This is a genomic window from Arthrobacter sp. PsM3 (assembly GCF_030433895.1).
Classification (GTDB): Bacteria; Actinomycetota; Actinomycetes; order Actinomycetales; family Micrococcaceae; genus Arthrobacter.
The window spans coordinates 76,759-99,234 of the sequence record NZ_JARUXE010000001.1 but is presented as its reverse complement, the minus strand read 5'-3'; the positions used below and the strand labels follow the sequence as shown (position 1 = coordinate 99,234).

Annotated in this window: 22 protein-coding genes and 1 tRNA gene; 16 read left to right on the top strand and 7 right to left on the bottom strand. The window is 67.2% G+C overall.

Annotated features, from left to right (window positions below; translation table 11 throughout):
* The first annotated feature begins 53 nt into the window (after nt 1-53).
* Together QCD75_RS00445 and QCD75_RS00440 are read left to right on the top strand one after the other, a co-directional pair.
* Complete coding sequence (locus QCD75_RS00445; protein WP_301224589.1) at nt 54-1,724, top strand: ABC-F family ATP-binding cassette domain-containing protein; 1,671 nt, start codon at nt 54-56, stop codon at nt 1,722-1,724.
* Complete coding sequence (locus QCD75_RS00440; protein WP_301224587.1) at nt 1,721-3,634, top strand: ABC transporter ATP-binding protein; 1,914 nt, start codon at nt 1,721-1,723, stop codon at nt 3,632-3,634. The genes QCD75_RS00445 and QCD75_RS00440 overlap by 4 nt, the downstream gene beginning before the upstream one ends.
* A gap of 59 nt (nt 3,635-3,693) precedes the next feature.
* Here QCD75_RS00440 and QCD75_RS00435 read toward each other — a convergent pair whose 3' ends face one another.
* From QCD75_RS00435 to QCD75_RS00425, 3 genes are all read right to left on the bottom strand, one after another.
* Complete coding sequence (locus QCD75_RS00435) at nt 3,694-4,098, bottom strand: NUDIX hydrolase (RefSeq protein WP_301224585.1); 405 nt, start codon at nt 4,096-4,098, stop codon at nt 3,694-3,696.
* On the bottom strand, nt 4,095-4,595 hold the full coding sequence (locus QCD75_RS00430; RefSeq protein ID WP_301224583.1) for a DUF6314 family protein: 501 nt from the start codon (nt 4,593-4,595) through the stop codon (nt 4,095-4,097). Before QCD75_RS00430 ends, QCD75_RS00435 begins: the two co-directional genes overlap by 4 nt.
* A 1-nt stretch (nt 4,596) precedes the next feature.
* Nucleotides 4,597-4,669, bottom strand: a tRNA-Arg gene (locus QCD75_RS00425).
* 85 nt (nt 4,670-4,754) lie between these two features.
* Here QCD75_RS00425 and QCD75_RS00420 point away from each other — a divergent pair.
* The 4 genes from QCD75_RS00420 to QCD75_RS00405 all read left to right on the top strand — a co-directional run bounded on the left by QCD75_RS00420 (nt 4,755) and on the right by QCD75_RS00405 (nt 7,827).
* Nucleotides 4,755-5,552, top strand: coding sequence for a DUF998 domain-containing protein (locus QCD75_RS00420; protein WP_301224581.1), 798 nt, complete (start codon nt 4,755-4,757; stop codon nt 5,550-5,552).
* Between the two features lie 154 nt (nt 5,553-5,706).
* Nucleotides 5,707-5,844, top strand: coding sequence for a hypothetical protein (locus QCD75_RS00415; RefSeq protein WP_301224579.1), 138 nt, complete (start codon nt 5,707-5,709; stop codon nt 5,842-5,844).
* Complete coding sequence (locus tag QCD75_RS00410) at nt 5,841-6,302, top strand: DUF7793 family protein (RefSeq protein WP_301224577.1); 462 nt, start codon at nt 5,841-5,843, stop codon at nt 6,300-6,302. Before QCD75_RS00415 ends, QCD75_RS00410 begins: the two co-directional genes overlap by 4 nt.
* Nucleotides 6,295-7,827, top strand: a complete 1,533-nt coding sequence (locus QCD75_RS00405) for a putative bifunctional diguanylate cyclase/phosphodiesterase (protein ID WP_301224575.1) — start codon at nt 6,295-6,297, stop codon at nt 7,825-7,827. Before QCD75_RS00410 ends, QCD75_RS00405 begins: the two co-directional genes overlap by 8 nt.
* A gap of 101 nt (nt 7,828-7,928) precedes the next feature.
* Here QCD75_RS00405 and QCD75_RS00400 read toward each other — a convergent pair whose 3' ends face one another.
* Nucleotides 7,929-8,081 carry a hypothetical protein gene (locus tag QCD75_RS00400; RefSeq protein WP_301224573.1) on the bottom strand — a complete coding sequence of 51 codons (153 nt, stop codon included), beginning with the start codon at nt 8,079-8,081 and terminating at the stop codon, nt 7,929-7,931.
* 209 nt (nt 8,082-8,290) lie between these two features.
* On the opposite strand from QCD75_RS00400, the gene QCD75_RS00395 reads away from it, so the two are divergent.
* Nucleotides 8,291-9,316, top strand: a complete 1,026-nt coding sequence (locus QCD75_RS00395) for a hypothetical protein (RefSeq protein ID WP_301224571.1) — start codon at nt 8,291-8,293, stop codon at nt 9,314-9,316.
* A gap of 200 nt (nt 9,317-9,516) precedes the next feature.
* On the opposite strand, the gene QCD75_RS00390 is transcribed toward QCD75_RS00395, so the two are convergent.
* Nucleotides 9,517-10,170 carry a hypothetical protein gene (locus tag QCD75_RS00390; protein WP_301224569.1) on the bottom strand — a complete coding sequence of 218 codons (654 nt, stop codon included), beginning with the start codon at nt 10,168-10,170 and terminating at the stop codon, nt 9,517-9,519.
* A gap of 115 nt (nt 10,171-10,285) precedes the next feature.
* On the opposite strand from QCD75_RS00390, the gene QCD75_RS00385 reads away from it, so the two are divergent.
* From QCD75_RS00385 to sucD, 6 genes are all read left to right on the top strand, one after another.
* Complete coding sequence (locus QCD75_RS00385; protein ID WP_301224567.1) at nt 10,286-11,143, top strand: inositol monophosphatase family protein; 858 nt, start codon at nt 10,286-10,288, stop codon at nt 11,141-11,143.
* Nucleotides 11,144-11,328: 185 nt separating this feature from the next.
* A complete protein-coding gene (pcrA, locus tag QCD75_RS00380) occupies nt 11,329-13,845 on the top strand; it encodes a DNA helicase PcrA (protein WP_441005419.1) in 2,517 nt (838 codons plus the stop codon).
* Nucleotides 13,846-13,974: 129 nt separating this feature from the next.
* Complete coding sequence (locus QCD75_RS00375) at nt 13,975-15,330, top strand: glycosyltransferase (RefSeq protein WP_301224562.1); 1,356 nt, start codon at nt 13,975-13,977, stop codon at nt 15,328-15,330.
* Between the two features lie 71 nt (nt 15,331-15,401).
* Nucleotides 15,402-16,109: a hypothetical protein gene (locus QCD75_RS00370; RefSeq protein WP_301224560.1), complete on the top strand. Its 708-nt coding sequence runs from the start codon at nt 15,402-15,404 to the stop codon at nt 16,107-16,109.
* A 223-nt stretch (nt 16,110-16,332) separates the two neighbouring features.
* Nucleotides 16,333-17,502, top strand: a complete 1,170-nt coding sequence (gene sucC, locus QCD75_RS00365; RefSeq protein WP_301224558.1) for an ADP-forming succinate--CoA ligase subunit beta — start codon at nt 16,333-16,335, stop codon at nt 17,500-17,502.
* Between the two features lie 12 nt (nt 17,503-17,514).
* Nucleotides 17,515-18,417: a succinate--CoA ligase subunit alpha gene (gene sucD, locus QCD75_RS00360; protein ID WP_301224556.1), complete on the top strand. Its 903-nt coding sequence runs from the start codon at nt 17,515-17,517 to the stop codon at nt 18,415-18,417.
* Between the two features lie 212 nt (nt 18,418-18,629).
* Here sucD and QCD75_RS00355 read toward each other — a convergent pair whose 3' ends face one another.
* On the bottom strand, nt 18,630-19,112 hold the full coding sequence (locus QCD75_RS00355) for an SRPBCC family protein (RefSeq protein WP_301224554.1): 483 nt from the start codon (nt 19,110-19,112) through the stop codon (nt 18,630-18,632).
* The gene (locus tag QCD75_RS00350; RefSeq protein WP_226758599.1) at nt 19,109-19,450 is read right to left on the bottom strand and encodes an ArsR/SmtB family transcription factor; all 342 of its coding nucleotides are present in this window, start codon (nt 19,448-19,450) and stop codon (nt 19,109-19,111) included. Before QCD75_RS00350 ends, QCD75_RS00355 begins: the two co-directional genes overlap by 4 nt.
* A gap of 374 nt (nt 19,451-19,824) precedes the next feature.
* Here QCD75_RS00350 and QCD75_RS00345 point away from each other — a divergent pair, with 374 nt between their 5' ends.
* The 3 genes from QCD75_RS00345 (at nt 19,825) to QCD75_RS00335 (ending at nt 22,472) form a co-directional block, all read left to right on the top strand.
* Entirely contained in the window at nt 19,825-20,229 is a 405-nt protein-coding gene (locus tag QCD75_RS00345) for a tautomerase family protein (protein WP_301224552.1), read from the top strand.
* A gap of 294 nt (nt 20,230-20,523) precedes the next feature.
* Nucleotides 20,524-21,525 (top strand): 5-dehydro-2-deoxygluconokinase, encoded by a 1,002-nt coding sequence (iolC, locus tag QCD75_RS00340; RefSeq protein WP_301224550.1) that lies wholly within the window; start codon nt 20,524-20,526, stop codon nt 21,523-21,525.
* Entirely contained in the window at nt 21,522-22,472 is a 951-nt protein-coding gene (locus tag QCD75_RS00335; protein ID WP_301224548.1) for a Cgl0159 family (beta/alpha)8-fold protein, read from the top strand. The genes iolC and QCD75_RS00335 overlap by 4 nt, the downstream gene beginning before the upstream one ends.
* The last annotated feature ends 4 nt before the right edge of the window (nt 22,473-22,476 follow it).

Below are 22,476 nucleotides of genomic sequence, written 5' to 3'. Positions count from 1 at the left end.
GCCTGGAGCGCCCGTTGGCGCCCCGCCGCGGGCCGCGGTGAGAGAATGGACTAATGACTGCAACCCTTGTTGCCAAGGACCTCTCCGGTGGTCACGACCACCGCACACTCTTCTCCAAACTCTCCCTGACTGTCGCGCCCGGCGACGTCGTCGGCGTCGTCGGCGCCAACGGCGCGGGCAAATCCACCCTGCTGCGGCTGCTGGCCGGCGTCGACGAGCCGCAGGAAGGCACCGTCAGCCTATCCCCGGCAGATGCGTTTGTCGGCTGGCTGCCCCAGGAGCACGAGAGGATCGCCGGCGAGACGGTGGGCGGCTACATCGCGCGGCGCACCGGCTGCGCCCGGGCCACCCTGGACATGGAGTCCGCAGCGGACGCCCTTGGCAGTGGCGCCCCCGGCTCCGAGGACGGCTACTCGCTCGCGTTCGATCGCTGGATGGCCTCGGGTGCCGCGGACCTGGACGAACGCATCCCGGCTGTCCTGGCCGACCTTGGCCTTGAGGTGGGCCAGGACGCCGACATGACCGGGCTCTCCGGCGGACAGGCTGCCCGAGTGGCGCTCGCGGCCCTGCTGCTGAGCCGGTTCGACATCGTGCTCCTGGACGAGCCCACGAACGACCTGGACCTCAACGGACTGGCCAAACTCGAGGCGTTCGTGCAGGGACTCCGCGGTGGCGTGGTGCTGGTTTCCCACGACCGTGAGTTCCTCGCCCGCTGCGTGAGCACGATCGTGGAGCTGGACCTGGCGCAGAACTCCGTGGCCGTCTACGACGGTGGCTACGAGGCCTACCTGGAGGAACGGGCCGTGGCGCGCCGGCACGCCCGGGAACGGTACGACGAGTTTGCCACTACCAAGGCCGATCTCGTCTCCCGTGCCCGCACCCAGCGCGAGTGGAGCTCCCAGGGAGTCCGGAACGCCATGAAGAAGAACCCGGACAATGACAAGATCCGGCGTGCGGCCAGCACCGAGTCCTCTGAGAAGCAGGGCCAGAAGGTCCGCCAGATGGAATCCCGCATTGCCCGGCTCGAGGAGGTCGACGAGCCCCGCAAGGAATGGCAGCTGCAGTTCAGCATCGGGGCGGCGCCGCGTTCCAGCGCCGTCGTGGCAACACTGCGCGACGCCGTCGTGCACCAGGGCGACTTCACCCTCGGTCCCGTGAACCTGCAGCTCAATGCCGGGGAACGGATCGGCATCACCGGCCCCAACGGTGCCGGCAAGTCCACCCTGCTCCGGCTGCTCCTGGGCGTTCAGCGGCCCGATTCCGGCGACGCCGCCATGGGTGCATCCGTTGCCGTCGGGGAGATCGACCAGGCACGCGGGCTGCTGGCCGGCGACCTGAAACTGGGAGACGCCGTCGAAGCCGTGCTCACGGACCGGACCCCGGCCGAGGTCCGCACCCTGCTGGCCAAGTTCGGACTCAAGGCAGACCACACCTCCCGCCCGGTGGATTCACTCTCGCCGGGGGAGCGGACCCGGGCCGCACTGGCCCTGCTGCAGGCCCGCGGCGTGAACCTGCTGGTGCTCGACGAACCCACCAACCATCTGGACCTCCCGGCGATCGAACAGCTCGAGGAAGCCCTCGAAAGCTACGACGGCGCCCTGCTGCTGGTCACCCACGACCGCCGGCTGCTGGAAAACGTGCGCCTTGACGCGCGCTGGAACGTGGACAACGGCGTCGTCACCGAGCTGCTGGGCCACACCGCCCCGAAAGGCAACAACACATGAGCATGGACCGGGTAGCCTGGAGCTCCCTTTACAACATCACCCGCGCCTCGAGCGGCTCGAAGCCGTTCTCGAAGGAGACGCTCAAGCGGGTGTTCAGCTTCGCCCGTCCGCACAAGGGCCAGCTGATCGCCTTCGTGCTCCTGTCCATCGTGATGGCCGTCCTGGCCGTCGCCACGCCGGTCCTCGCCGGGCAGGTCGTCGACGCGATCATCGCCGGCGCGGGCACCGATGTCGTGGTCTGGCTGGCCGTGCTGATCGCCATTGTGGCGGTCGCCGAAGCCGGGCTGGGGCTGGTCACCCGCTGGCTGTCCTCCACGATCGGCGAGGGCGTGATCGTGGACCTGCGCACCAAGGTCTTCGACCACGTGCAGAAGATGCCGATCGCCTTCTTCACCCGCACCCGCACCGGGGCCCTGGTGAGCCGGCTGAACAACGATGTGATCGGCGCGCAGTCGGCCTTCGCCGGGACCCTCTCCGGCGTCGTCAGCAACGTTGTCGCGCTTGCGCTGACCCTCGTGGTGATGCTGGGCAAGTCCTGGCTCATCACCGTGCTCGCCATGATCCTGCTGCCGATCTTCCTGATCCCGGCCCGCCGGATGGGCTCCAAGCTGGCCGACCTGCGCCGCGAAGCCGCGGAGCACAACGCCTCCATGGGCACCCAGATGACGGAGCGCTTCTCCGCCCCCGGCGCCACCCTGGTGAAGCTCTTCGGCCGTCCCGACGAGGAATCGCGGGAATTCGCCGTCCGCGCCGGCCGTGTGCGGGACATCGGCATCCGGACGGCGATGCTGCAGTTCACCTTCGTGACGGCCCTGACGCTCGTCTCAGCGCTGGCCCTCGCGCTGGTCTACGGCCTCGGCGGCTTCCTGGCGCTGCAGGGGCAACTGGCCGCGGGCGACGTCGTGGTGCTGGCACTGCTGCTCACCCGCCTGTACGCGCCGCTCACGGCGCTCTCCAACGCCCGGGTCGAGATCATGAGCGCCCTGGTCAGCTTCGAGCGGGTCTTCGAGATCCTGGACCTCAAGCCGCTCATCGAGCAGAAGCCCGACGCGGTGTCATCGCCCCCCGGGCCGCTGTCCGTGGAGTTCGACGACGTCCGCTTCTCCTACCCTTCGGCGGACAAGGTCTCGCTCGCCTCGTTGGAGGACGTGTCCACCCTGGACACGCGGGGCGGCGAAGAGGTGCTGCACGGCATCAGCTTCCGGGTGGAACCCGGCCAGACCGTCGCCCTCGTGGGCTCCTCAGGGGCCGGCAAGTCCACCATCGCGCAGCTGCTGTCGCGCCTGTACGACGTCGATTCCGGTGCCGTCCGCTTCGGCGGGGCCACGCCCGGGACCGGGGTGGACGTCCGGGACCTCACCTTCGATTCGTTGCGGCACACCCTCGGCATGGTGACCCAGGACGGGCACCTGTTCCACGAGAGCATCGCCTCCAATCTGCGACTGGCCCGTCCGGATGCCAGCGACGAGCTCATGTGGGATGTCCTGCGGCAGGCCCGGCTGGAAGACATGATCCGCTCGCTCCCGGACGGCCTGAACACCGTGGTGGGCGAGCGCGGCTACCGGCTTTCCGGCGGCGAACGCCAGCGGCTCACCATCGCCCGTCTGCTCATTGCGCAGCCGCGCGTCGTGATCCTGGACGAGGCCACTGCTGCCCTGGACTCGACCAACGAAGCTGCTGTCCAGGAGGCGCTCGGCGCGGCGCTCGAAGGCCGCACCGCCGTCGTGATTGCCCACCGGCTCTCGACCATCCGGGCCGCCGACGCCATCCTCGTGGTGGAGGACGGCAGGATCGTGGAGCGCGGAACGCACACCGAGCTGCTGGCCGCTGAGGGCCGGTATGCCGAGCTGTACCGAACCCAGTTCAGCGAAGCCAGCGCCGTGGCGGAAGACGCCGTTCCCGGACTGTAACCGGGCCGGCCTCTGACCGGGCCGGCCTCTGACCGGGCCGGCCTCTGACCGGGCAGGCCCTAACCGGTCTGGCTCGCGAGGGCCGGCAGGACGTGGTCGGTGAGCAGCGGGGCCAGATCGTCCGGCAGCTCACCGGCCAGGTCAAGCCAGCGGATCTCGGCGATTTCCGCGGACGGATGGGCGCTCCACACCCCCGGCGCCGTGAAGACCGTCGCCTGGATCTGCGTCGCGGCCTCGTTGGCGGCGTCCGCGAACCAGATGCCCAGGAGCACCAGCTCTTCCGCGCCGAGCACGATCCCGACTTCTTCGGCCAGTTCCCGTGCGGCCGTCTGGGCGGCGGTTTCGCCCCCCTCAGGCTTGCCGCCGGGATGCATGAACTTGTCCGTGCCCCGCTTGCGCACGGTGAGGAGGCGTCCGGCGGCGTCGAAAACGCAGACCGCGGAGACAACGATGAGCGGGTTCATGCCGCGGCGTCCGTGGTGCGGCGCAGGACCGAGGTGAGCAGTTGGTTCTTGGCCGGCCCGGTGACATCCCACTCGTAACGGAATTCGTCCGGACCGGTTCTGGTGTAGTTCACGCGGTAGCTGTCCGGGTCACACCAGTGCTGGTCCCGGTTGCTCCGCGGCCCGAAGCCCATGCGGTGGAACGGCCGGCCGTCAGGGAAGAACATGTCCATCGTGTCCGGTGCGCCGGTTGGCCGGAGCAGGTATTCCCGGCTGGCCGGGCCGGTGAACGGTGTGCCGGCCGGCCCGCCCGGGACGGACGCCCAAAAAACGGTGCCCTCCTCGCGGAGGCGGAGGCCGCCGTCGTCGTCGGTTGTTTCGGTGAAGTGCACGGCGCCGGTGAAAGATCCCTGCGTGCCGGTGGCCCTGTCCAGGAGGGTTCGTTCCAGGGTCCAGCTGCCCAGCAGGAAGGCGCGGAGATCGAAGTCCGGAGCGTCGTCCGGGGACTGGGGGTTCAAGTGCCCTCGATTGGAATCGAACCAACGACACCGGCTTTAGGAGAGCCGTGCTCTATCCACTGAGCTACGAGGGCGGGCGTCCGTGCTGGTCGGCCGGGGCCGGCCCGTTCGGACACGGATATAAGCATACAAGGTGGGGGGCCGTACTACGCTCTTGGCATGACCGCCCGCGCTGACTCGCCGTCCAAGGACATCATCTACCTCCCGGATCTGCCGTCCACGAGGTTCTACGCCGGTGCGCTGGCACTGCTCAGTGTGCTGCAGTATTTTGTGGCGGAAGCTGCCGTGATTGGGGCGTGGGCGGGGCAGCAGCCGTACAGCCGCCGGACCGGCTATATCAGCGACCTGGGCGCGGGGGGCTGCGGGGCCTTCGAGGGCCGGGATGTCTGCTCACCCGCCAACCTGCTGATGAACACCTCGTTCGTGGTCCAGGGCGTGGGCATGATGGTCGGAGCGGTGCTGCTCAGCGCGGCGCTGTTGTGCACGGCAGCGCGACCCGTCGCGAGCCTCACGGCCGGGCTGGCCGGCCGGACACCGTGGGCGGCCGCGATCGCCGCGCGTGCCCTCACCGCCTTCGCCGGTGCCGGGACCGTCATCGTGGGGCTGGTCCCCGAGGATGCCGGCTCCGCGTGGCACGCGGTGGGCGCCATCATGTACTTCGCGGCAGGGGGCCTCGCGCTGGTGCTGCTGGGCTTGCTCTGGCTGCGGCAGACACCGCTGAGCTGGCTCATCCTGGCGTGCGGCGTGGTGTCCCTCGGCGCCCTCACCGCCGGCGGAGTGACGGGCATGGTCGTGCCGGAACCGGGTACCCTGGAGCGGCTGATGGGCTACCCCATCACCATCGGCACGGCGGCGGTCGGTCTGGTGGTGGCGCAACGGGTGGGCAGGGAGCGTACGGTCCGGCGGCTGGCCGGAGCGCGGGGTCACGCGGCGCGGGGGCTGGCGGACGGTTCCTGACCGGACGGGCGCGGCGGTTCCGGGGTGTCTTATGTCTCAAAACAACCCCGGCTTCGATTATCATGAGGGCATTCACCGGAACGTTCCGGTGCAGCATGCGCGACGTGACTCCAGCGCATGCTGAATGGCCGACTCCGGAGTCCAATGGGGACCAATGTCTGATGAGCTAGTCTTGCGGCGCCTTGATGCAGCGTCCGCCGTCGCGGGCTTGAACGACGGCATTGTCCACCCCGACTCCGATGCGGCCCCCGAACTTGCTGAGCCGGCCTACCACTGGGCTGAGCTCCAATGACGGTCGAGGCGGTGGCCTGGCCCGATGAACGCATACCCGAAGAGACCACGGGACTAGCCGGCCTGACGGCGGCGCCTGCGGCGGTGCCCGCGGCGGGTGCCCCGATCGGCGTCCGCATGCGCGACGGTGGCATCATCGAAGTCGAGCTCCCCGCCAACGCGGAAATTGAGGGCCCCGAGGCCCGCGAGGCCGGAACCGCGGTCCGGGCCCTGGCTAACGGCCGGCGAATGCCCGTGCTGCTGGTCATCACGGGTGTGGTGGGCCTCAGCCCCGAGGCGCGGCACGTCTACAGCACGTCAATCGCGGCGTCCGCATTCGCCCTCGTGGGTGAAAGCCCCGTCGACCGCGTGATCGCGCACTACCTGTTGCGGTCGAGGACCGAGAGCATCCCGGCGCAGTTCTTCATGTCCGAGGCTGAGGCTATAGATTGGTTAGGGCAGTACCAGAGTGATGACTGAGCCCCCGGACCCCAGGCTGCACGCCCTCGTCGAAGGCATCGTCCGAATCGCGGGCGGTGACCTGACGACCAGGATTCCCCACTCCGGCGCCAGGGACGACGTCGCCGCGGTCATCGCCGGGATCAACCTGATGGCGGACGACCTGCAGACCATCTACCAGGAACTTGAGCAGCGCGTCGAAAGCCGGACGGCGATGCTCCGCGAAGCCCAGGTTGAGCTTGAGCGGATGGCGCTGACCGACCCGCTGACCCAGCTTGCCAACCGGACAGCGCTGAACTCGGTCCTGAGCCACGCCCTGGCCGAGACTTCCCGGGGCGAATTGCCGCCGGCCCTGCTGGTCCTTGATCTCGATTCCTTCAAGGGCATCAACGACACCCTGGGCCACAGCGCCGGCGACGATGTCCTCCGGGTGATCTCGCGGCGGCTGCAAAGTGCCGTCCGCGACACGGACACGGTCGCACGCCTCGGCGGCGACGAATTCGCCGTGATGCTGCCGAAGTCCAATCTGGTCAGGGCCCGGCGGGTCGCCAACCGGATCCTCAAGGCGCTCGGCGAGAGCCTGGAAATCGGAGACCTGCGCATTACCTGCGGCACCAGCATCGGGCTGCGGGTCGCGGAACCCGGCCAGTCGGTCGACGATCTGGTGATGGAGGCCGACACGGCGATGTATGCGGCCAAGGCGCAGCCGCACAGCAGCATCAAGGTGTTCGAACCGGCGTTGCTCTATGCGCGGCGGCTCCAGAGCGTAATGATTACGGAACTGCGCGAGGCGATCCGCCAGGACCAGCTCACGCTGCACTATCAGCCGGTAGTGGACCTTGCCACCAGGCGGATCGAGGGTGTTGAAGCGCTGGTGCGCTGGAACCACCCGGAGCGCGGACTCCTGATGCCCGATTCGTTCATCCCGCTGGCCGAAGAGACGGGGATGATCGTGGACCTGGGCCACTGGGTCTTGCGGAACGCCGTGCGCCAACTGAGGCGCTGGCAGCAGCAGCTTAACGTGGACGGCAGCTTCAACGTCCGCGTCAACATCTCCACGACGGAGTTGCAGAACCTCGACCTGATCGAAAACGTCCGCGACGTCCTCCGCGAAACAGGGGTGGACGCCGCCAACCTCATCATCGAGCTCACGGAATCCATGGCCATCAGCGGCGGGGACGTGGACAAGTATTCACTGAGCGGGCTGCGGCGCCTGGGCGTGCAGCTCGAAATCGATGACTTTGGCACCGGCTATTCCTCCATCAGCTACCTGCGGAAACTGCCGGTCAACGTGGTCAAGATCGACAAGAGCCTGATCGACGGGCTCGGCTCAGACGAGGAGCAGAGCAACTTCGTCGCGGCAGTGCTGCACCTCATCCACGCCTGCGGGCTCAAGGCCGTTGCCGAAGGCATCGAGACGGCCGAGCAGGCGGCTGAACTGGTTCGCTTGGGCTGCGCGAGCGGCCAGGGCTATTACTTCGGCCGGCCCGTTCCTGCTGCGCAGATCGAGGCACTGATTGGGCCGGGGGCCCGGGGCTCGGTGTAACTGGGGCCTAATGTCTTGTTCAGGCTTTGTTTGAGGGTATTAAGCAAGAAAGGCGGGTACTGGAAGTCTCCTTCCGGTACCCGCCGATCCGTCCCTCTCCCTTAGTTCTTGGGAGTGGAATTCGGCCACCAGCCTACTGCAACGACTGAGCCCTGACCGGAGTCAGTGCCCGAGGCGGATACTGCGGCTGAGGCGGACAGGCCGGCCGCAGCCAGCGCACCGGCGACGAGGAGAGTTGCGAGGGTTTTCTTCATTGAGGGCTCCTGATACGTATGCGGCTGATGTGACTCATGTGATGCAAGTTCAGTATAGAGGCATAAGACACGCCGTGAGGTAACAATTTCCACCACAATTTCAAAACTGTGTTAGCCGTGCGGGTTGAGCCTTTCCTGCGGGAAAAATGCGTGGCTCCTGCTTTTGTGGCGTGTCCCAATCTGCTTCTGTGGCAACGGATAATGGAGCTATGCCATTGCACTCCGTTTCGCCCTTATACGCCGCCGCTGAATTGCGCGCATACGAGCACCGGACCAACCACGCTTTCGTTCAGGCAGCCTGCAGCGCACACGAAGCTGCCGAAATTGCCCGTGACGAAGGGGATCTCGAGTCATGGTGGAACATGACGTTCGTTCAGGCCGAGAATCTCCTGGACGCGGAGGAATTTGAGGCCTGCGCAGCACTCGCCTCGGACCTGCTGGGAGGTCCTTACTCCACGATGGAACCGCAGGCCAAAGCGCTGACGTACATCGTGGTAGCCAAAGCCAGGCAAGGTGCTGGCTTGCTGGAAGAAGCTGCGGAGGCTGCCCGGGCAGCGTCCGACCTGGTGACGGACGACGACGATGTCGAGATCCAAGTCAAGGCCCGCCAAGCCTTGATCGCCGCTCTGGCAGACAGCGGAAGGTTGGATGAGGCCTGGGTTGAATGTCTTCGCCTGGCGGATGCGGTTTCTGCCGAAGTCGACGACCAGTTGATCGGCAAGGTCTATTGGGTCATCGGGAACGTCGCATTCCTTTGCAACAAGGTGCAGGAGGGCCTCGACTATCACGAGCTCGCCGCCGCAACTTTTTCGCCGGCCAGAAACCTCGACATTTGGGCAAAGTTCAACAAAGCATCTGCGGCGATGCGTCTCGCTGCGGACGTCGCGGACGCCGACACCCTGCGCTGCATTGAACGGGCAGAATTAGCCACGGATGTAATTGGGGGTAGTTCGAACGATTACCTGTTGATGAAGCTCAACCGCGGTCACTGGAGCTTCCTGGCGGGAGATTCGCAGACTGCAATCGAACTTCTGGAAGCTGTGTGCGCCGATGCCGATACGACCCTGCCGCAAATTCTTGGCGAAGCCCGCCTGCTGCTCGGCCGGGCGTTTTCAGCCGCAGGGAACCGGGAAGCTGCCCGGGAAAACTTGTCGAAGGCCGCCCTCCATTTCGGTGCCGCGGGCGCGCCCCAGCGAGCGGACCAGGCGCGGGAGTATCTGGCGGCCGAGGCATAAGCCCGGCCGGCTGACGCTGGCCGCGCCTCCTCCGCCCCCGCGATGGACATGCCCTCCGGGACCCGGCGCGGATGGACATGGTGGCACTATGTCCAGCGGCCGTGACCAGGACTGGGCATGTCCCGCAGTAGGCGCCGTGGAGCACGCCCTCCGGGATCCGCCACGGATGGACATGGTGGCACTATGCCCAGTCGGTGTGCCTAGGACTGGGCATGTCCCGCGCTGGGAGAGATGGTCGAGGCAGGCTTGCGGCCCAGGAACACCGCGAGGCCTCCGGCCACCAGGCTCATCACCAACAGCACCCAGCCGGCGACGGTCAGGCCCGATGCCAGGGCGACCTGGCCGGCGTCGACCGTGTCGGCGGACATCATTGAGTCAATGACCGCGTTGCCCCACAACCGGACGGCCGCGAAAAGCAGGGGCACGGCCCACAGGGCCCAGCGCAGTCCCTTCCGTGCGACATTCGTGCCAATTAGCAGCAGCCAGGTGAAGCCGAAGATCAGGGGAAAGAGCGTGCCGGCAGTTTTGTGGATGTAGTTGAGCTGCCCGCGGGCATCCTGGTCCATCGCCGCACGCAACCGCTCCACGAAGCCTGAATCGAAGCCCCCGACCAGCGAGTCCGGCATGGCTGCGCCGCCGCTCAGCTGGGTGAGCTGGTTCAGGGTGAGCAGGTGGAGGTACCAGAACAGGAACAGGCTCGTCACGACCCCGGCAATCAGGATCAGGTTGCTGTTGTTCTGCGCCTTCTTCGGGGTCCGGCTGGTGCTTGGGTTGATCACCGACGGCAGATGGTGCTGGGGCACGGTCGCATTGGCGCCGTGCTTCTTGATCCGCTGTGCGGGTGTCTTGGCCATGGTCCATTATCGCCCGGCGCTTGGGCAGTCGGACGCCAGCCGTACGCCCGCCGTGGTGCGGGCAGCACCGCCCGCCGTCTGTTCACTGCCGGCGGGCGCCGATAGGCTGGAGCGCGTGACTGAACTAGGAAAGCACCGGCTCGGCCGGCACAGCACCGCTGAACTCAACCCCGCCCTGGACGACTACCAGCTCGCCGAGGCGCTCGTGCGGGAGGCCGGGACCCTGGCCCTCCTCATGCGGCAGGGCGGGCTGGAGGGCCGGCAAAAGACATCGGTATCCGACGTCGTCACGGCCGCGGACCACGCCGCCGAGGCCTATGTGCTGGAACAGCTCCAGCGCTGCCGGCCCGATGACGGCATCCTCGGCGAAGAGGGTGCCTCGGTGGCAGGCACCAGCGGCAGGACCTGGGTTATTGACCCGGTCGACGGGACCTACAACTTCCTGCACGGCTCCACCTACTGGTGCTCCGCGATTGCCCTCAAGGACTCTTCCGGGGTGGTGCTCGGCGCAATCTTCCAGCCCGAGGAGGACAAGCTCTGGCTCGGCGGAACGGCCCGGCCTGCAACCCTCAACGGCGAACGGCTGACCACCTTCCGTCCGGGCGCAGTCCCGGGCGCCAGCCGTTCCGACACCCAGTTGTCCGAACTTGGGGCCGCCACGTATATCCACCCCACCTGGCTCGCCGACCCGATGTGCGCGATGCCCTGGCACGCCGCCGCGACCTCCGCCGCCGCGCTGCGCATGTTCGGCTCGGGCTCCTGCGACCTCAGCAGGGTGGCCGACGGCGAACTGGGCTGCTGGTTCCAGCACAGTTGCCCGGAATGGGACTGGCTGCCGGGCCAAGCGATTGTCCTCGCGGCCGGCGGCGCGGCCGACGTCGTCCGGGTCAACGGACTGGACTGGTTCGTTGCCGGAGGCGCGACGGCGGTCCGCGAACTCCGCGCCGCCCTCGAATCCGGCTCCGCGGGATAGACACGGGATAGGGGCGGGATAGGTCCGCGCGCCCAACAGCCCCGAGCCGGGGGACATGCCCATTGTTGGCCGCGGGGCGTGAGCATGTGGGCATTATGTCCAGTGGCTGCGGGCAGGGGAGGGCATGTCCCGAGGGGCGGACCTGACTGTCAGCGGCACCGCCTAGACTTGTTAACACCATGGATATGTTGTTTGACCCCTACGCCGACGGACCTTTCCCAGCTGCCTCCAAGACGGGGGCGCGCACGAAAACGCCTGCCGGCAACGGGCTGACGGCGCTGGATTCCGCCCCGGGTGGCGGCTCCGGCCGCGTCCACACGGACAACCCGGCCGGGGAACGGGACCACGCCCCGCTCCCGGGCCCGGCCGAGCTCCTCGAGGGGCTGAACCCGCAGCAGGAAGAGGCCGTCAAGCACGCCGGAAGCGCCCTGCTCATCGTCGCCGGCGCCGGCTCGGGCAAGACCCGTGTGCTCAGCAACCGGATCGCCTACCTGATCGCCACCCGCCGCGCGCACCACGGCGAGATCCTGGCCATCACCTTCACCAACAAGGCTGCCGCCGAAATGCGGGAGCGGGTTGAGGCCCTCGTCGGCGGACGGGCCAAGACCATGTGGGTCTCCACCTTCCACTCCTCCTGCGTCCGGATCCTTCGCCGCGAAGCCAAGAATGTCGGCCTGAACTCCAACTTCTCCATCTACGATTCGGCCGACTCGCTGCGCCTCATCACGCTCGTGGCCAAGAACCTGGACCTCGACCCGAAGCGGTTCGCCCCCAAGGCAATCCAGCACAAGATTTCCGCGCTCAAGAACGAACTGATCGACGCGGACAGCTACTCCTCCAGCGCCAACCACAACGACCCCTTCGAGCAGGCCGTCGCCGAGGTCTTCAAGGGCTACACGCAGCGGCTGCGCCAGGCCAACGCCATGGACTTCGATGACCTGATCGCCGAGACGGTTTACATGTTCCGCGCCTTCCCTGCGCTCGCCGAGTCCTACCGGCGCCGCTTCCGGCACGTCCTCGTCGACGAGTACCAGGACACCAACCACGCCCAGTACGCCCTCGTCCGCGAGATCGTCGGCGAGGGCCCCGGCGCCGCCGAGCTGACCGTCGTCGGAGACTCGGACCAATCCATCTACGCCTTCCGCGGCGCCGACATCCGCAACATCGTGGAGTTCGAGAAGGACTATCCGGACGCCCGCACCATCAAGCTTGAGCAGAACTACCGCTCCACCCAGAACATCCTCAGCGCCGCCAACTCGGTGATCTCCCGCAACCCCAACCGGCCCGAGAAGCGCCTGTGGACCGCGGAGGGCGACGGCGAGAAGATTGTCGGCTACGTGGGCGAGAACGAACACGACGAAGCGCAGTTCATCGCCAAGGAAATCGACCGGCTGCAGGACGAGGGCGACCTCCGCCCCGGCGACGTCGCAATCTTCTACCGCACCAACGCGCAGTCCCGCTCGATCGAGGACGTCCTGGTCCGCGTCGGACTCCCGTACAAGGTGGTCGGCGGGACCCGCTTCTACGAGCGCAAGGAAATCAAGGACGCGCTCGCCTACCTGCGGGTCCTCGTCAACCCGGACGACGACGTCAACCTGCGCCGCATCCTGAACGAGCCCAAACGCGGCATCGGCGACCGGGCCGAGGGTGCCGTGGCCTCCCTCGCCCAGCGCGACCGGATCTCGTTTATGGCCGCGGCCCGCCGCGCCGATGAGGCCCCCGGCATGGCCACCCGGTCCGTCAATGCGGTCCAGGGCTTCGTGAAACTCCTCGACGACCTCGCCGAAGTGGCCTCCGGCTCCGGCGCCGCGGCCGCCCTTGAGGCGGTCCTGGAACAGACCGGCTACCTCGCGACCCTCCGCTCCAGCAGCGATCCGCAGGACGAGTCCCGGGTGGAGAACCTCGCGGAACTCGTCGCCGTCGTGCGGGAATACGAGCGCGACAACCCCGAGGGGTCGCTCGGCGCCTTCCTGGAAGGCGTCTCGCTCGTTGCCGACGCCGACCAGATCCCGGACGCCCCGGCAGGCTCAGCCGACCAGATGGCCGCCGCCGTCGCCGAAGCCAAGCGGCTCGGCGTCGTCACGCTGATGACCCTGCACACCGCCAAGGGGCTGGAATTCCCGGTGGTGTTCCTGACCGGCATGGAGCACGGGCTGTTCCCGCACCAGCGCTCCGCCACCGACCCCAAGGAACTGGCCGAGGAACGACGGCTCGCCTATGTCGGCCTGACCCGGGCCCGGAAGCGGCTGTACCTGACCCGCTCCGAAGTCCGCAGCATGTGGGGCCAGAGCCAGTACAACCCCGCCAGCCAGTTCATCGAGGAAATCCCGGCCGAGCTGGTGGAATGGAAGCGCGAAGGCTCCACCCGCCAGACCGGCGGCTGGGGGAACGGCGCCTCCATCGGTTCCAGCCGCTACGGCGGGTCCTTCTGGGGAGCCGGCACCGCGCGCGGCACCGAGGCCAGCCCCTCGGCCGGCTTCAACGCCGATGTTCCGGCGGCCATCGCCAAGAACCGCGTGCAGCCGCAGAAAGAGGTCGTCGCCGTCAGTGTGGGCGACAAGGTCAACCACACCAGCTTCGGCAACGGCACCGTGCTGGCCGTTGAGGGTGCGGGGGACAAGACGGTGGCGAAGGTGAAGTTCAGCGTCGGCGAGAAGCGGCTCCTGCTCCGCTACGCCCCGCTGACCAAAGTCGACGCCTGACCCACCTCAGCCCAAGCGGGCCGGAAAACGTTGTGACAAGGACTGAACGGGCCTAAAGTCTGGAATGGGGCCCCCCGCAGCGGATTACCGGTCCGGGGCGGAAGCTCAGTTCAGCGTTGGAGCCGCGGTATGAAGATTTTGTTGGCCAGCCAGGCTATTGCCGGACACTTCAATCCCATGACCGGCATTGGCGTCCGCCTGCAGGACGAGGGCCACGACGTCGGCTGGTATACCGGCCGCACCCTCGCCGGCAAAGTCAACGAGCTGGGCATCCCGCACTACCCCTTCGTCCGCGCGATTGAGCACACCGGGGACAACCTCAATGAGCTCTACCCGGAACGCGCCAAGCTCAAGGGGCCGATGGCCATCCGGTTCGACGGCGAACGGATCTTCGCCGGCAACGTCACCAATTTCTTCGAAGACATCCGGGACGTGCAGCGGCGGTTCCCGTTCGACGTCGTCGTCCTCGACAACACCATGTTTATCCAGCGGCTCGTGGCCGTTGTGCTGGGCAAGCCGGTGGTCAGCGTCGTCCCCATCGGCAACATGCAAAGCGATCCGCTGGTGCCCCCGATGTTCTTCGGGTTCGCCCCGGCGCGGACCCCTGTCCGCAGGATCGTCCATGCCGGTGCCCGGCTGGTCTCGGACCAGTTCGTCACCAGACCGGCCCGCACCAGCTACGTCCGGCAACTGCACAACTACGGACTGCCCGCCGAGCGGGGCAAACCCATCACCGATGAGCCCTACCGGTGGTCGGACGCGGTCATCCAGACGGGCACCGCGTCGCTGGACTTCCCGCGGCGCAACGTCAACCCGAAAGTCCACTATGTCGGCGCCCTGCTGCCACACCGCGCAGGAGCCGCCGGCACCGCCGCCACCGCCGCCAGCGCAGGAGTCGCCGCTGCCGAAGGACCGGACGTCCGGTGGCCGACGGCGGCCGGGACCTACCGCCGGACCGTCGTCGTCACCCAGGGAACGGTTGACAACAGGGATCCGGCCAAGCTGATGGTCCCCACCATTGAGGCGCTGAAGGATATGGATGCCCTCATCGTCGTGGCGACCGGCGGTGCGGGCACCGAAGAACTGAGGCGCAGGTATCCGCAGCCCAACGTTGTCGTCGAGGACTACATCGACTTCGCCCGGGTCTTCCCCTTCACAGACGTTTTCGTCACGAACGGCGGGTTCGGTGGGGTACTGCTGAGCCTTTCGCACGGGGTTCCGCTCGTGACGGCGGGACTCAACGAGGGCAAGAACGATGTCAATGCCCGGGTGGCGTACGCCGGCGTCGGCGTAAACCTCAAAACAGAGAGGCCCAGCGCCGCGGCCATCCGTTCCGCCGTCGACACCGTGCTGGGCGATCCGTCCTGGCGTGCACGGGCGCAGACGATGGGCGGACAGTTCGAGGCGGAGGACAGCGTCGGCGCCGCCGTCGAGGTCATCAAGGCCGCCGTCGCCTCGGGCGGGACACCGGCCACCGGGGTCTGAGGGTGCCGCTGCACGGCCCTCGCGGGCCCGTCGTCGGCCCGTCGCGGGCGCAGCGCGTCCCTGCAGGCATAATGGAGCCCATGCGACGGACACTTCTGGGGATCCTGGCCGCCTTCCTCCTGCTGGCGTCCACGGCGTGCACCATCACGCAGAAGGACCCGGACTACGTTCCACCAGCACCGTTGCCTGCCCTCGAGCAGCTCAGCCAGGCGCCCGTCGTCGACCCCGCGAAGTATGTGGTGGGCCAGGACCTGCTCAGCTTTGTCACCGCGGACCGGAACGTGGCCTGCTCCCTGACCTCGGCCAAAGGCGAGCACGTGAACCTGCCCTATGAGCAGAACGGCTATTCGGGCTCCGCCAACAACAAGCTGGCGACCGTCCCGGTGGCGCACTGCGAACTCGCCGCCTACCCCGCGCCGGCGGCGAAGGACATCGCGGACGACTGCGGCGGCACCGGCCTGGGCTACCTTGGCGGTGCCGCGCTGCTCACCCCGGACACCGCCCGCTATGGCGAATGCCGCTCCGGTGTCACACAGCAGGAAGCGGAAGCCGGGCCCAAGGGGAGCCGGACCGGCCCGATATCGCAACTGCCGGTCCTCGACGAGGGCCAGAACCTGGAGCGCAACGGCTTGCGCTGCTCGGCCTACAACGGCGGGGTAGCCTGCGGAAACGTCTCCGCCGGCGTCGCTTTCTTTGTCTCGCGGGACCATTACGAGCTGATCTCCGACGCCGGAAAGCGGGCCTCCCAGCCTGCTTCAGAGGCCCCAAAAACCCCGTAATCTAGCGGTTTTTCTACGCTCCATAGAATAGTGTCCTTACTCACATAACGGGTACTCTGGGACGGGCCGGTCCCCAAAAGGACTAGAGTTCCGAAAGGAGCATTGCGCCGTGTGGCTCGTTTCCAAGCTAGTCGCAGGGCGCGTTTATTCCGCAGCCCGGTAACCGCGATAACGTGGGGTCCGGCTGTACAGAAACTACTTCGACGTAGAAGGACACTAAACCGTGGACCTGTTTGAATACCAGGCGCGCGATATGTTCGAGGCGCACGGTGTACCCGTGCTTGCTGGCATCGTGGCGCACACCCCTGAAGAAGCAAAGGCAGCTGCCGAGAAAATTGGCGGCGTAACTGTCGTCAAGGCACAGGTCAAGGCCGGAGGCCGCGGCAAAGCCGGCGGCGTCAAGGTCGCCAAGACCGCCGACGAGGCTTTTGAACACTCCACCAACATCCTCGGCATGGACATCAAGGGCCACACCGTCCACCGCGTGATGATTGCCCAGGGCGCGGACATCGCCGAGGAATACTACTTCTCCGTCCTTCTGGACCGGGCCAACCGCAACTACCTGGCCATGTGCTCGGTTGAAGGCGGCATGGAAATCGAGCAGCTCGCCGTTGAGCGTCCCGATGCCCTCGCCAAGATCGCGATCGACCCGGCCGTCGGCATCGACCAGGCCAAGGCCGACGAAATCGTCGCCGCGGCGGGCTTCGCCGAGGAACTGCGCGGCAAAGTCGCCAGCGTAATCCTGAAGCTGTGGGACGTTTTCAAGAAGGAAGACGCCACCCTCGTGGAGGTCAACCCGCTGGTCCTGACCGGCGCCGGTGACATCGTTGCCCTCGACGGCAAGGTCTCCCTGGACGAGAACGCCAGCTTCCGCCACCCCAAGCACGCCACCCTTGAAGACAAGGACGCTGCTGACCCGCTCGAGGCCAAGGCCAAGGCGCAGGACCTCAACTACGTCAAGCTGGACGGCTCCGTGGGCATCATCGGTAACGGTGCAGGCCTGGTCATGTCCACCCTCGACGTCGTTGCCTACGCCGGCGAAAACCACGGCAACGTCAAGCCCGCCAACTTCCTGGACATCGGCGGTGGAGCGTCCGCCGAGGTCATGGCAGCAGGCCTCGACGTCATCCTGGGCGACCCGCAGGTCAAGTCCGTGTTCGTCAACGTCTTCGGCGGCATCACCGCCTGTGACGCCGTTGCCAAGGGCATCGTCGGTGCACTGGCCGAGCTGGGCCATTCCGCGAACAAGCCGCTGGTAGTCCGCCTCGACGGCAACAACGTTGAGGAAGGCCGCCGCATCCTGGCCGAGGCCAACCACCCGCTGGTTACCCTGGCCGCCACCATGGACGAGGGCGCCGACAAGGCCGCCGAGCTCGCCAACGCAGCGAAGTAAAGGGACCCGACTATGTCTATTTATCTGAACAAGGACTCCAAGGTCATCGTCCAGGGCATCACCGGCGGCGAAGGCACCAAGCACACCGCCCTGATGCTGAAGGCCGGCACCAACGTTGTTGGCGGCGTCAACGCCCGCAAGGCCGGCACCACGGTCCTGCACGGCGACAAGGAGATCACCGTCTTCGGCACCGTCAAGGAAGCCATGGCCGAAACCGGCGCTGACGTCTCCATCGTCTTCGTGCCGCCGGCCTTCACCAAGGACGCCGTCGTTGAGGCCATCGAGGCCGGCATCGGCCTGGTCGTCGTCATCACCGAGGGCGTGCCGGTCCAGGACTCCGCGGAGTTCTGGGCACTGGCGCAGTCCAAGGTCGACGCCAACGGCAAGCAGGTCACCCGCATCATCGGACCGAACTGCCCCGGCATCATCACCCCGGGTGAGGCCCTCGTCGGCATCACCCCGGCCAACATCACGGGCAAGGGCCCGATCGGCCTCGTCTCCAAGTCAGGCACCCTGACCTACCAGATGATGTACGAACTGCGCGACCTGGGCTTCTCCACCGCCATCGGCATCGGCGGCGACCCGGTCATCGGCACCACTCACATCGATGCTCTCGAAGCATTCGAAGCTGACCCGGAGACCAAGGCGATCGTCATGATCGGCGAAATCGGCGGCGACGCCGAAGAGCGTGCCGCCGACTACATCAAGGCACACGTCACGAAGCCGGTTGTTGGTTACGTGGCCGGCTTCACCGCTCCGGAAGGCAAGACCATGGGCCACGCAGGCGCCATCGTCTCGGGTTCCGCGGGCACCGCCCAGGCCAAGAAGGAAGCCCTCGAGGCTGCCGGCGTCAAGGTCGGCAAGACGCCGTCCGAGACCGCCAAGCTCCTGCGCGAAGTCCTCGCAACGCTCTAGTCTCCCAGCACCACCAGCAACGCGGGGTCACTTCCGGCCCGTCCCACACCCTGGGATGGGCCCGAAGTGACCCCGCGTTGCTGTTTAAGTACGACGGCGGCAGGTCACCTTCCCGGGGAGGTGGGCTGCCGCCGTCGTACTTTGCTGTTCACCTACGGTGTAGCTCGCACCCGCCGCTGTTCACACGCGCCGTTGCTGGCCCGCGCGGCGGGTCAGACTTTCGCGCCGGCGAGGAGTTCCTCGAGCCGCTCATAGCCTTCGGACAGGCCGGTCTCCATACCGGACTGGGCCATGCCGTCGCGCGCCTCCATGCTGGGATAGACCGCGTGGGCAGTGAGCCGGGTGCGGCCGCCGCCCAGATCCTCGAAGGTCAGGAATTCGATGCTGACCACGTCCGGGTAGCCGTCGAACTCGAAGGTCTGGATGGCGAAGTCGTTTTCCCGGACCGTGTGGAAGAGGCCGTTGAAGCCGTAGCGGGCGCCGTCCGGCGCGATGTGGGTGTAGCGGTAGCTGCCGCCGGTGCGGAAATCGTAGTGGTCGATGTCCATCGTCAGCCTGCGCGGCCCCAGCCACTGGGCGACGAGTTCGGGTTCCTTGTGGGCCCGGAAGACCTCGGAGACGGGGAAATCGAACTCCCGCTCAAAGTCGATGAAGGGCAGCGCCTCCGGGACGCTGAGTTTCAGGGCGTTGGTCATGATGAGTCCTTTGCCTGCGTGCCGCGTGCCGCGGCGTTTGAGTGGAGCACAGCATCAAGGCTGCGGAACTGCCCCTCGCGGACCAGCCGGTACTGGTCGATCCATGCGGTGAGTGCCTCCAGCCGTGCGGGGTTCAGATGGACGGGCCGGCGCTGGGCGTCACGGGTGCGCGTGACCAGCTGTGCCTGCTCGAGGACCTGGATGTGTTTCGAGACCGCCTGCTTGGTGATCGCGAAAGGTTCCGCGAGTTCGTTCACGGTGGCCGGACCCCGGCTGAGCCGGGAGATGATGCGGCGACGGACCGGGTCGGCCAGGGCGAGAAACGCCGCGTCGAGCATGCCGTCGTCGCGTTCTTCCACTGGGTGCCCCACCTCCTCGTCGCGGATCCGGTAATCCAGCGGCTGACCAGTGAGCTAATCAACCGATCCATTGATCAACCTCTAGGTTGTTAACGCTACTCCCGGCCGCCGTCCTGTGCAATAGCCCGAAGCGCAGCCCGGTGCACATCCAACGCGCAGTCCAGGATGCTCCCCACCACTGCCCAAGGCGGGGCTGCCCAACGCGGGGCTGCCCAACGCGGGGTCACATCGCGCCCATCCCACCCCTCGGGATGGGCGCGATGTGACCCCGCGTTGTGTGGGTGGGGTGGGTGCTTGCATCGGCTTCCTGCAATTTGTTAGTATGTCAGGACAAACTACGGAAGGAGCATCGAGTGCCTCTCGTGCGAATCGACGTCAACCAGGGCCGGAGTCCCGAGCAGCTCCGGGCGCTCAGTCAAAGCATCCACGACGCCATCCTGGCCGAATACGGCATTCCGGAGCGCGACTACTTCCACGTGCTGACCGAGCATGCTCAGGGCCAGATCATCGCCCAGGATGCCGGCCTTGGGTTTGAGCGCACTCCGGATGTGGTGATGATCCAGATCTTCACCCAGGCCGGCCGCAGCCAGGAGGCGAAGCAGTCCCTGTTTGCTGCGATCGCCGCCAGCCTGGAAGCCGCAGGGGTTGCCGGCGAGGACGTGTTCATTGGCTATGTGGAGAACAAAGCGGGGGACTGGTCCTTCGGTTTTGGCCGGGCCCAGTACGTCACCGGCGAGCTCGGCGTCCCCGGCAAGTAGCCACTGGGTGCCGCCGGAATCCCACGGGAAGCCGCCCCGGCCACCACCGGAAGCGGTCCCGGCGACACCCGGATGACCGTCGGCTGGCCACGCGCGCGGCCGCCCTGGCGGCCGCGTTGTGGGCCCAAGTCGGCGCTCTGTGTCAAGTTGTAAATATGTCAGTACAAACCTTTGACAGTACATGGATTCTAAGGCAAAGTAGTGGATGTGGCCCGGCTCACGCCAGCCCGCCAAGCACCGAAGCTCAGGCTGTGTAAAGGTACAGAGTTCACACCAGAAAGGTCCACGATCACCGTGACCCACGAACTGCTCACGATCGGGCGCATCAGCGTTGATATCTACCCGAACGACATCGGGGTGGATCTGGAGGACGTGACGTCCTTCGGAAAATACCTGGGCGGCTCCCCGTCCAACGTCGCCGTGGCCGCTGCCCGCCATGGCCGCCGCGCCGGCGTCATCACCCGCACGGGCGATGACGCCTTCGGCAGATACCTGCACCGCGAACTGCGCAAATTCAACGTCGACGACTCCTTCGTTACCGCAGTCAAGGAATGGCCCACCGCGGTCACGTTCTGCGCGATCAAGCCGCCGGAGGACTTCCCGCTCTACTTCTACGGACGCTTCCCCACGGCGCCTGACCTGCAGATCACGGCAGAGGAACTGGACCTGGACGCCATCCGCGACGCCGGCATCTTCTGGTCCACCGTCACCGGCCTCTGCCAGGAACCCAGCCGCACCGCGCACCTCGCAGCCCACGAGGCCCGGCCCCGCACCGCGCTGAAGCCGGGCCAGTACACCATCCTGGACCTCGACTACCGGCCGATGTTCTGGGCCTCCGAAGAAGAAGCCCGGGAACAGGTCGCCAAAATCCTCCCGCAGGTCACCGTGGCGATCGGCAACGACAAGGAATGCGCCGTCGCCGTCGGCGAAGGCACCCCGGATGAGCAGGCGGACCGGCTGCTCGCGGCCGGCGTCGAAATCGCCGTCGTGAAGCTCGGCCCCGAGGGCGTGATGGCGAAGACCCGCACCGAACGCGTCGTGTCCGCTCCGGTCCCGGTGGAAACCGTCAACGGCCTCGGCGCCGGAGACTCCTTCGGCGGGGCCTTCTGCCACGGACTGCTCTCCGGCTGGCCGCTCGCCCAGGTCCTCGACTTCGCCAACGCCGCCGGCGCGCTGGTCGCGTCCCGGCTCTCCTGCGCCGACGCCATGCCGACGCCGGAGGAGGTCACCGCGCTGCTCGCCGAACGCGGCCGGCCGGTACCCGGAACCTACTCCACCGAAGGAGCAACCCTGTGAGCCTCAATCCCGCCTCCGCCTCCGCCGCGGTGGACGATGATCCCCGGCGCTACGAGCACCTGAGCACCATCCGGCTCGAAGACCCGGACGCGATCGCCCGCGCCGCCAAGGCGCGCCGCCGCCACCCCGGCCCCAAATCCGGCAAACAGAACTTCATCGTCGCCGCCGACCACCCGGCCCGCGGCGCCCTCGCGGTCGGCAGCGACCCGGTGGCCATGGCCGACCGCCGCCAGCTCCTGGACCGGCTCCGGATCGCCCTCGCCAACCCGGACGTGGACGGCGTCCTCGCCTCCCCGGACATCATGGACGACCTGCTGCTGCTCGGGGCGCTGGACGGCAAGCTCCTCTTTGGTTCGATGAACCGCGGCGGCCTCTCCGGCCTGGTCAACGAGCTCGATGACCGCTTCACCGGCCACACGGCCGCGGCCCTGGAAGCGCTGGGCGCCGACGGCGGCAAGATGCTCACCCGCATCTGCCTCGGCGACCCGGACACCGTGGCCACCCTGGAAGCCACCGCCAAAGCGATCGATTCCCTCGCCGAACGCAAGCTCATCGCCATGGTGGAACCCTTCCTCTCCGTCCGGGAAAACGGCAGGATCCGCAACGACCTCTCGACCAACGCGGTCATCAAGTCCGTCGCGATCGCCGAGGGCCTGGGCTCCACCAGCGCCTACACCTGGATGAAGCTCCCGGTCGTGGCCGAAATGGAACGCGTCATGGCGGCCACCACGCTGCCCACCGTGCTCCTGGGCGGGGACCCGGACAGCAGCCAGGACGACGTCTTCGCGAGCTGGGAAGCAGCCCTCGCGCTCCCCGGCGTCCAGGGGCTCACCGTCGGCCGGACCCTGCTCTACCCGCACGACGGCGACGTCGCCGGCGCCGTGGCGACCGCAGCGTCACTGCTGCACCACACCGAATCCACCCGCACCGCAGAAGCATCGGAGTAACTTC

Excerpts from the sequence above, each read along its gene's own strand:
- QCD75_RS00350 (WP_226758599.1), bottom strand. The coding sequence starts at position 19,450 with ATGCTCGACGCGGCGTTTCTCGCCCTGGCCGACCCGGTCCGTCGCCGC.
- QCD75_RS00445 (WP_301224589.1), top strand. The coding sequence starts at position 54 with ATGACTGCAACCCTTGTTGCCAAGGACCTCTCCGGTGGTCACGACCAC.
- QCD75_RS00375 (WP_301224562.1), top strand. The coding sequence starts at position 13,975 with ATGAAGATTTTGTTGGCCAGCCAGGCTATTGCCGGACACTTCAATCCC.
- QCD75_RS00390 (WP_301224569.1), bottom strand. The coding sequence starts at position 10,170 with ATGGCCAAGACACCCGCACAGCGGATCAAGAAGCACGGCGCCAATGCG.
- sucD (WP_301224556.1), top strand. The coding sequence starts at position 17,515 with ATGTCTATTTATCTGAACAAGGACTCCAAGGTCATCGTCCAGGGCATC.
- QCD75_RS00420 (WP_301224581.1), top strand. The coding sequence starts at position 4,755 with ATGACCGCCCGCGCTGACTCGCCGTCCAAGGACATCATCTACCTCCCG.
- QCD75_RS00410 (WP_301224577.1), top strand. The coding sequence starts at position 5,841 with ATGACGGTCGAGGCGGTGGCCTGGCCCGATGAACGCATACCCGAAGAG.
- pcrA (WP_441005419.1), top strand. The coding sequence starts at position 11,329 with ATGTTGTTTGACCCCTACGCCGACGGACCTTTCCCAGCTGCCTCCAAG.
- QCD75_RS00415 (WP_301224579.1), top strand. The coding sequence starts at position 5,707 with ATGTCTGATGAGCTAGTCTTGCGGCGCCTTGATGCAGCGTCCGCCGTC.
- QCD75_RS00395 (WP_301224571.1), top strand. The coding sequence starts at position 8,291 with ATGCCATTGCACTCCGTTTCGCCCTTATACGCCGCCGCTGAATTGCGC.
- QCD75_RS00355 (WP_301224554.1), bottom strand. The coding sequence starts at position 19,112 with ATGACCAACGCCCTGAAACTCAGCGTCCCGGAGGCGCTGCCCTTCATC.
- QCD75_RS00370 (WP_301224560.1), top strand. The coding sequence starts at position 15,402 with ATGGAGCCCATGCGACGGACACTTCTGGGGATCCTGGCCGCCTTCCTC.
- QCD75_RS00405 (WP_301224575.1), top strand. The coding sequence starts at position 6,295 with ATGACTGAGCCCCCGGACCCCAGGCTGCACGCCCTCGTCGAAGGCATC.
- QCD75_RS00435 (WP_301224585.1), bottom strand. The coding sequence starts at position 4,098 with ATGAACCCGCTCATCGTTGTCTCCGCGGTCTGCGTTTTCGACGCCGCC.
- QCD75_RS00400 (WP_301224573.1), bottom strand. The coding sequence starts at position 8,081 with ATGAAGAAAACCCTCGCAACTCTCCTCGTCGCCGGTGCGCTGGCTGCG.
- QCD75_RS00440 (WP_301224587.1), top strand. The coding sequence starts at position 1,721 with ATGAGCATGGACCGGGTAGCCTGGAGCTCCCTTTACAACATCACCCGC.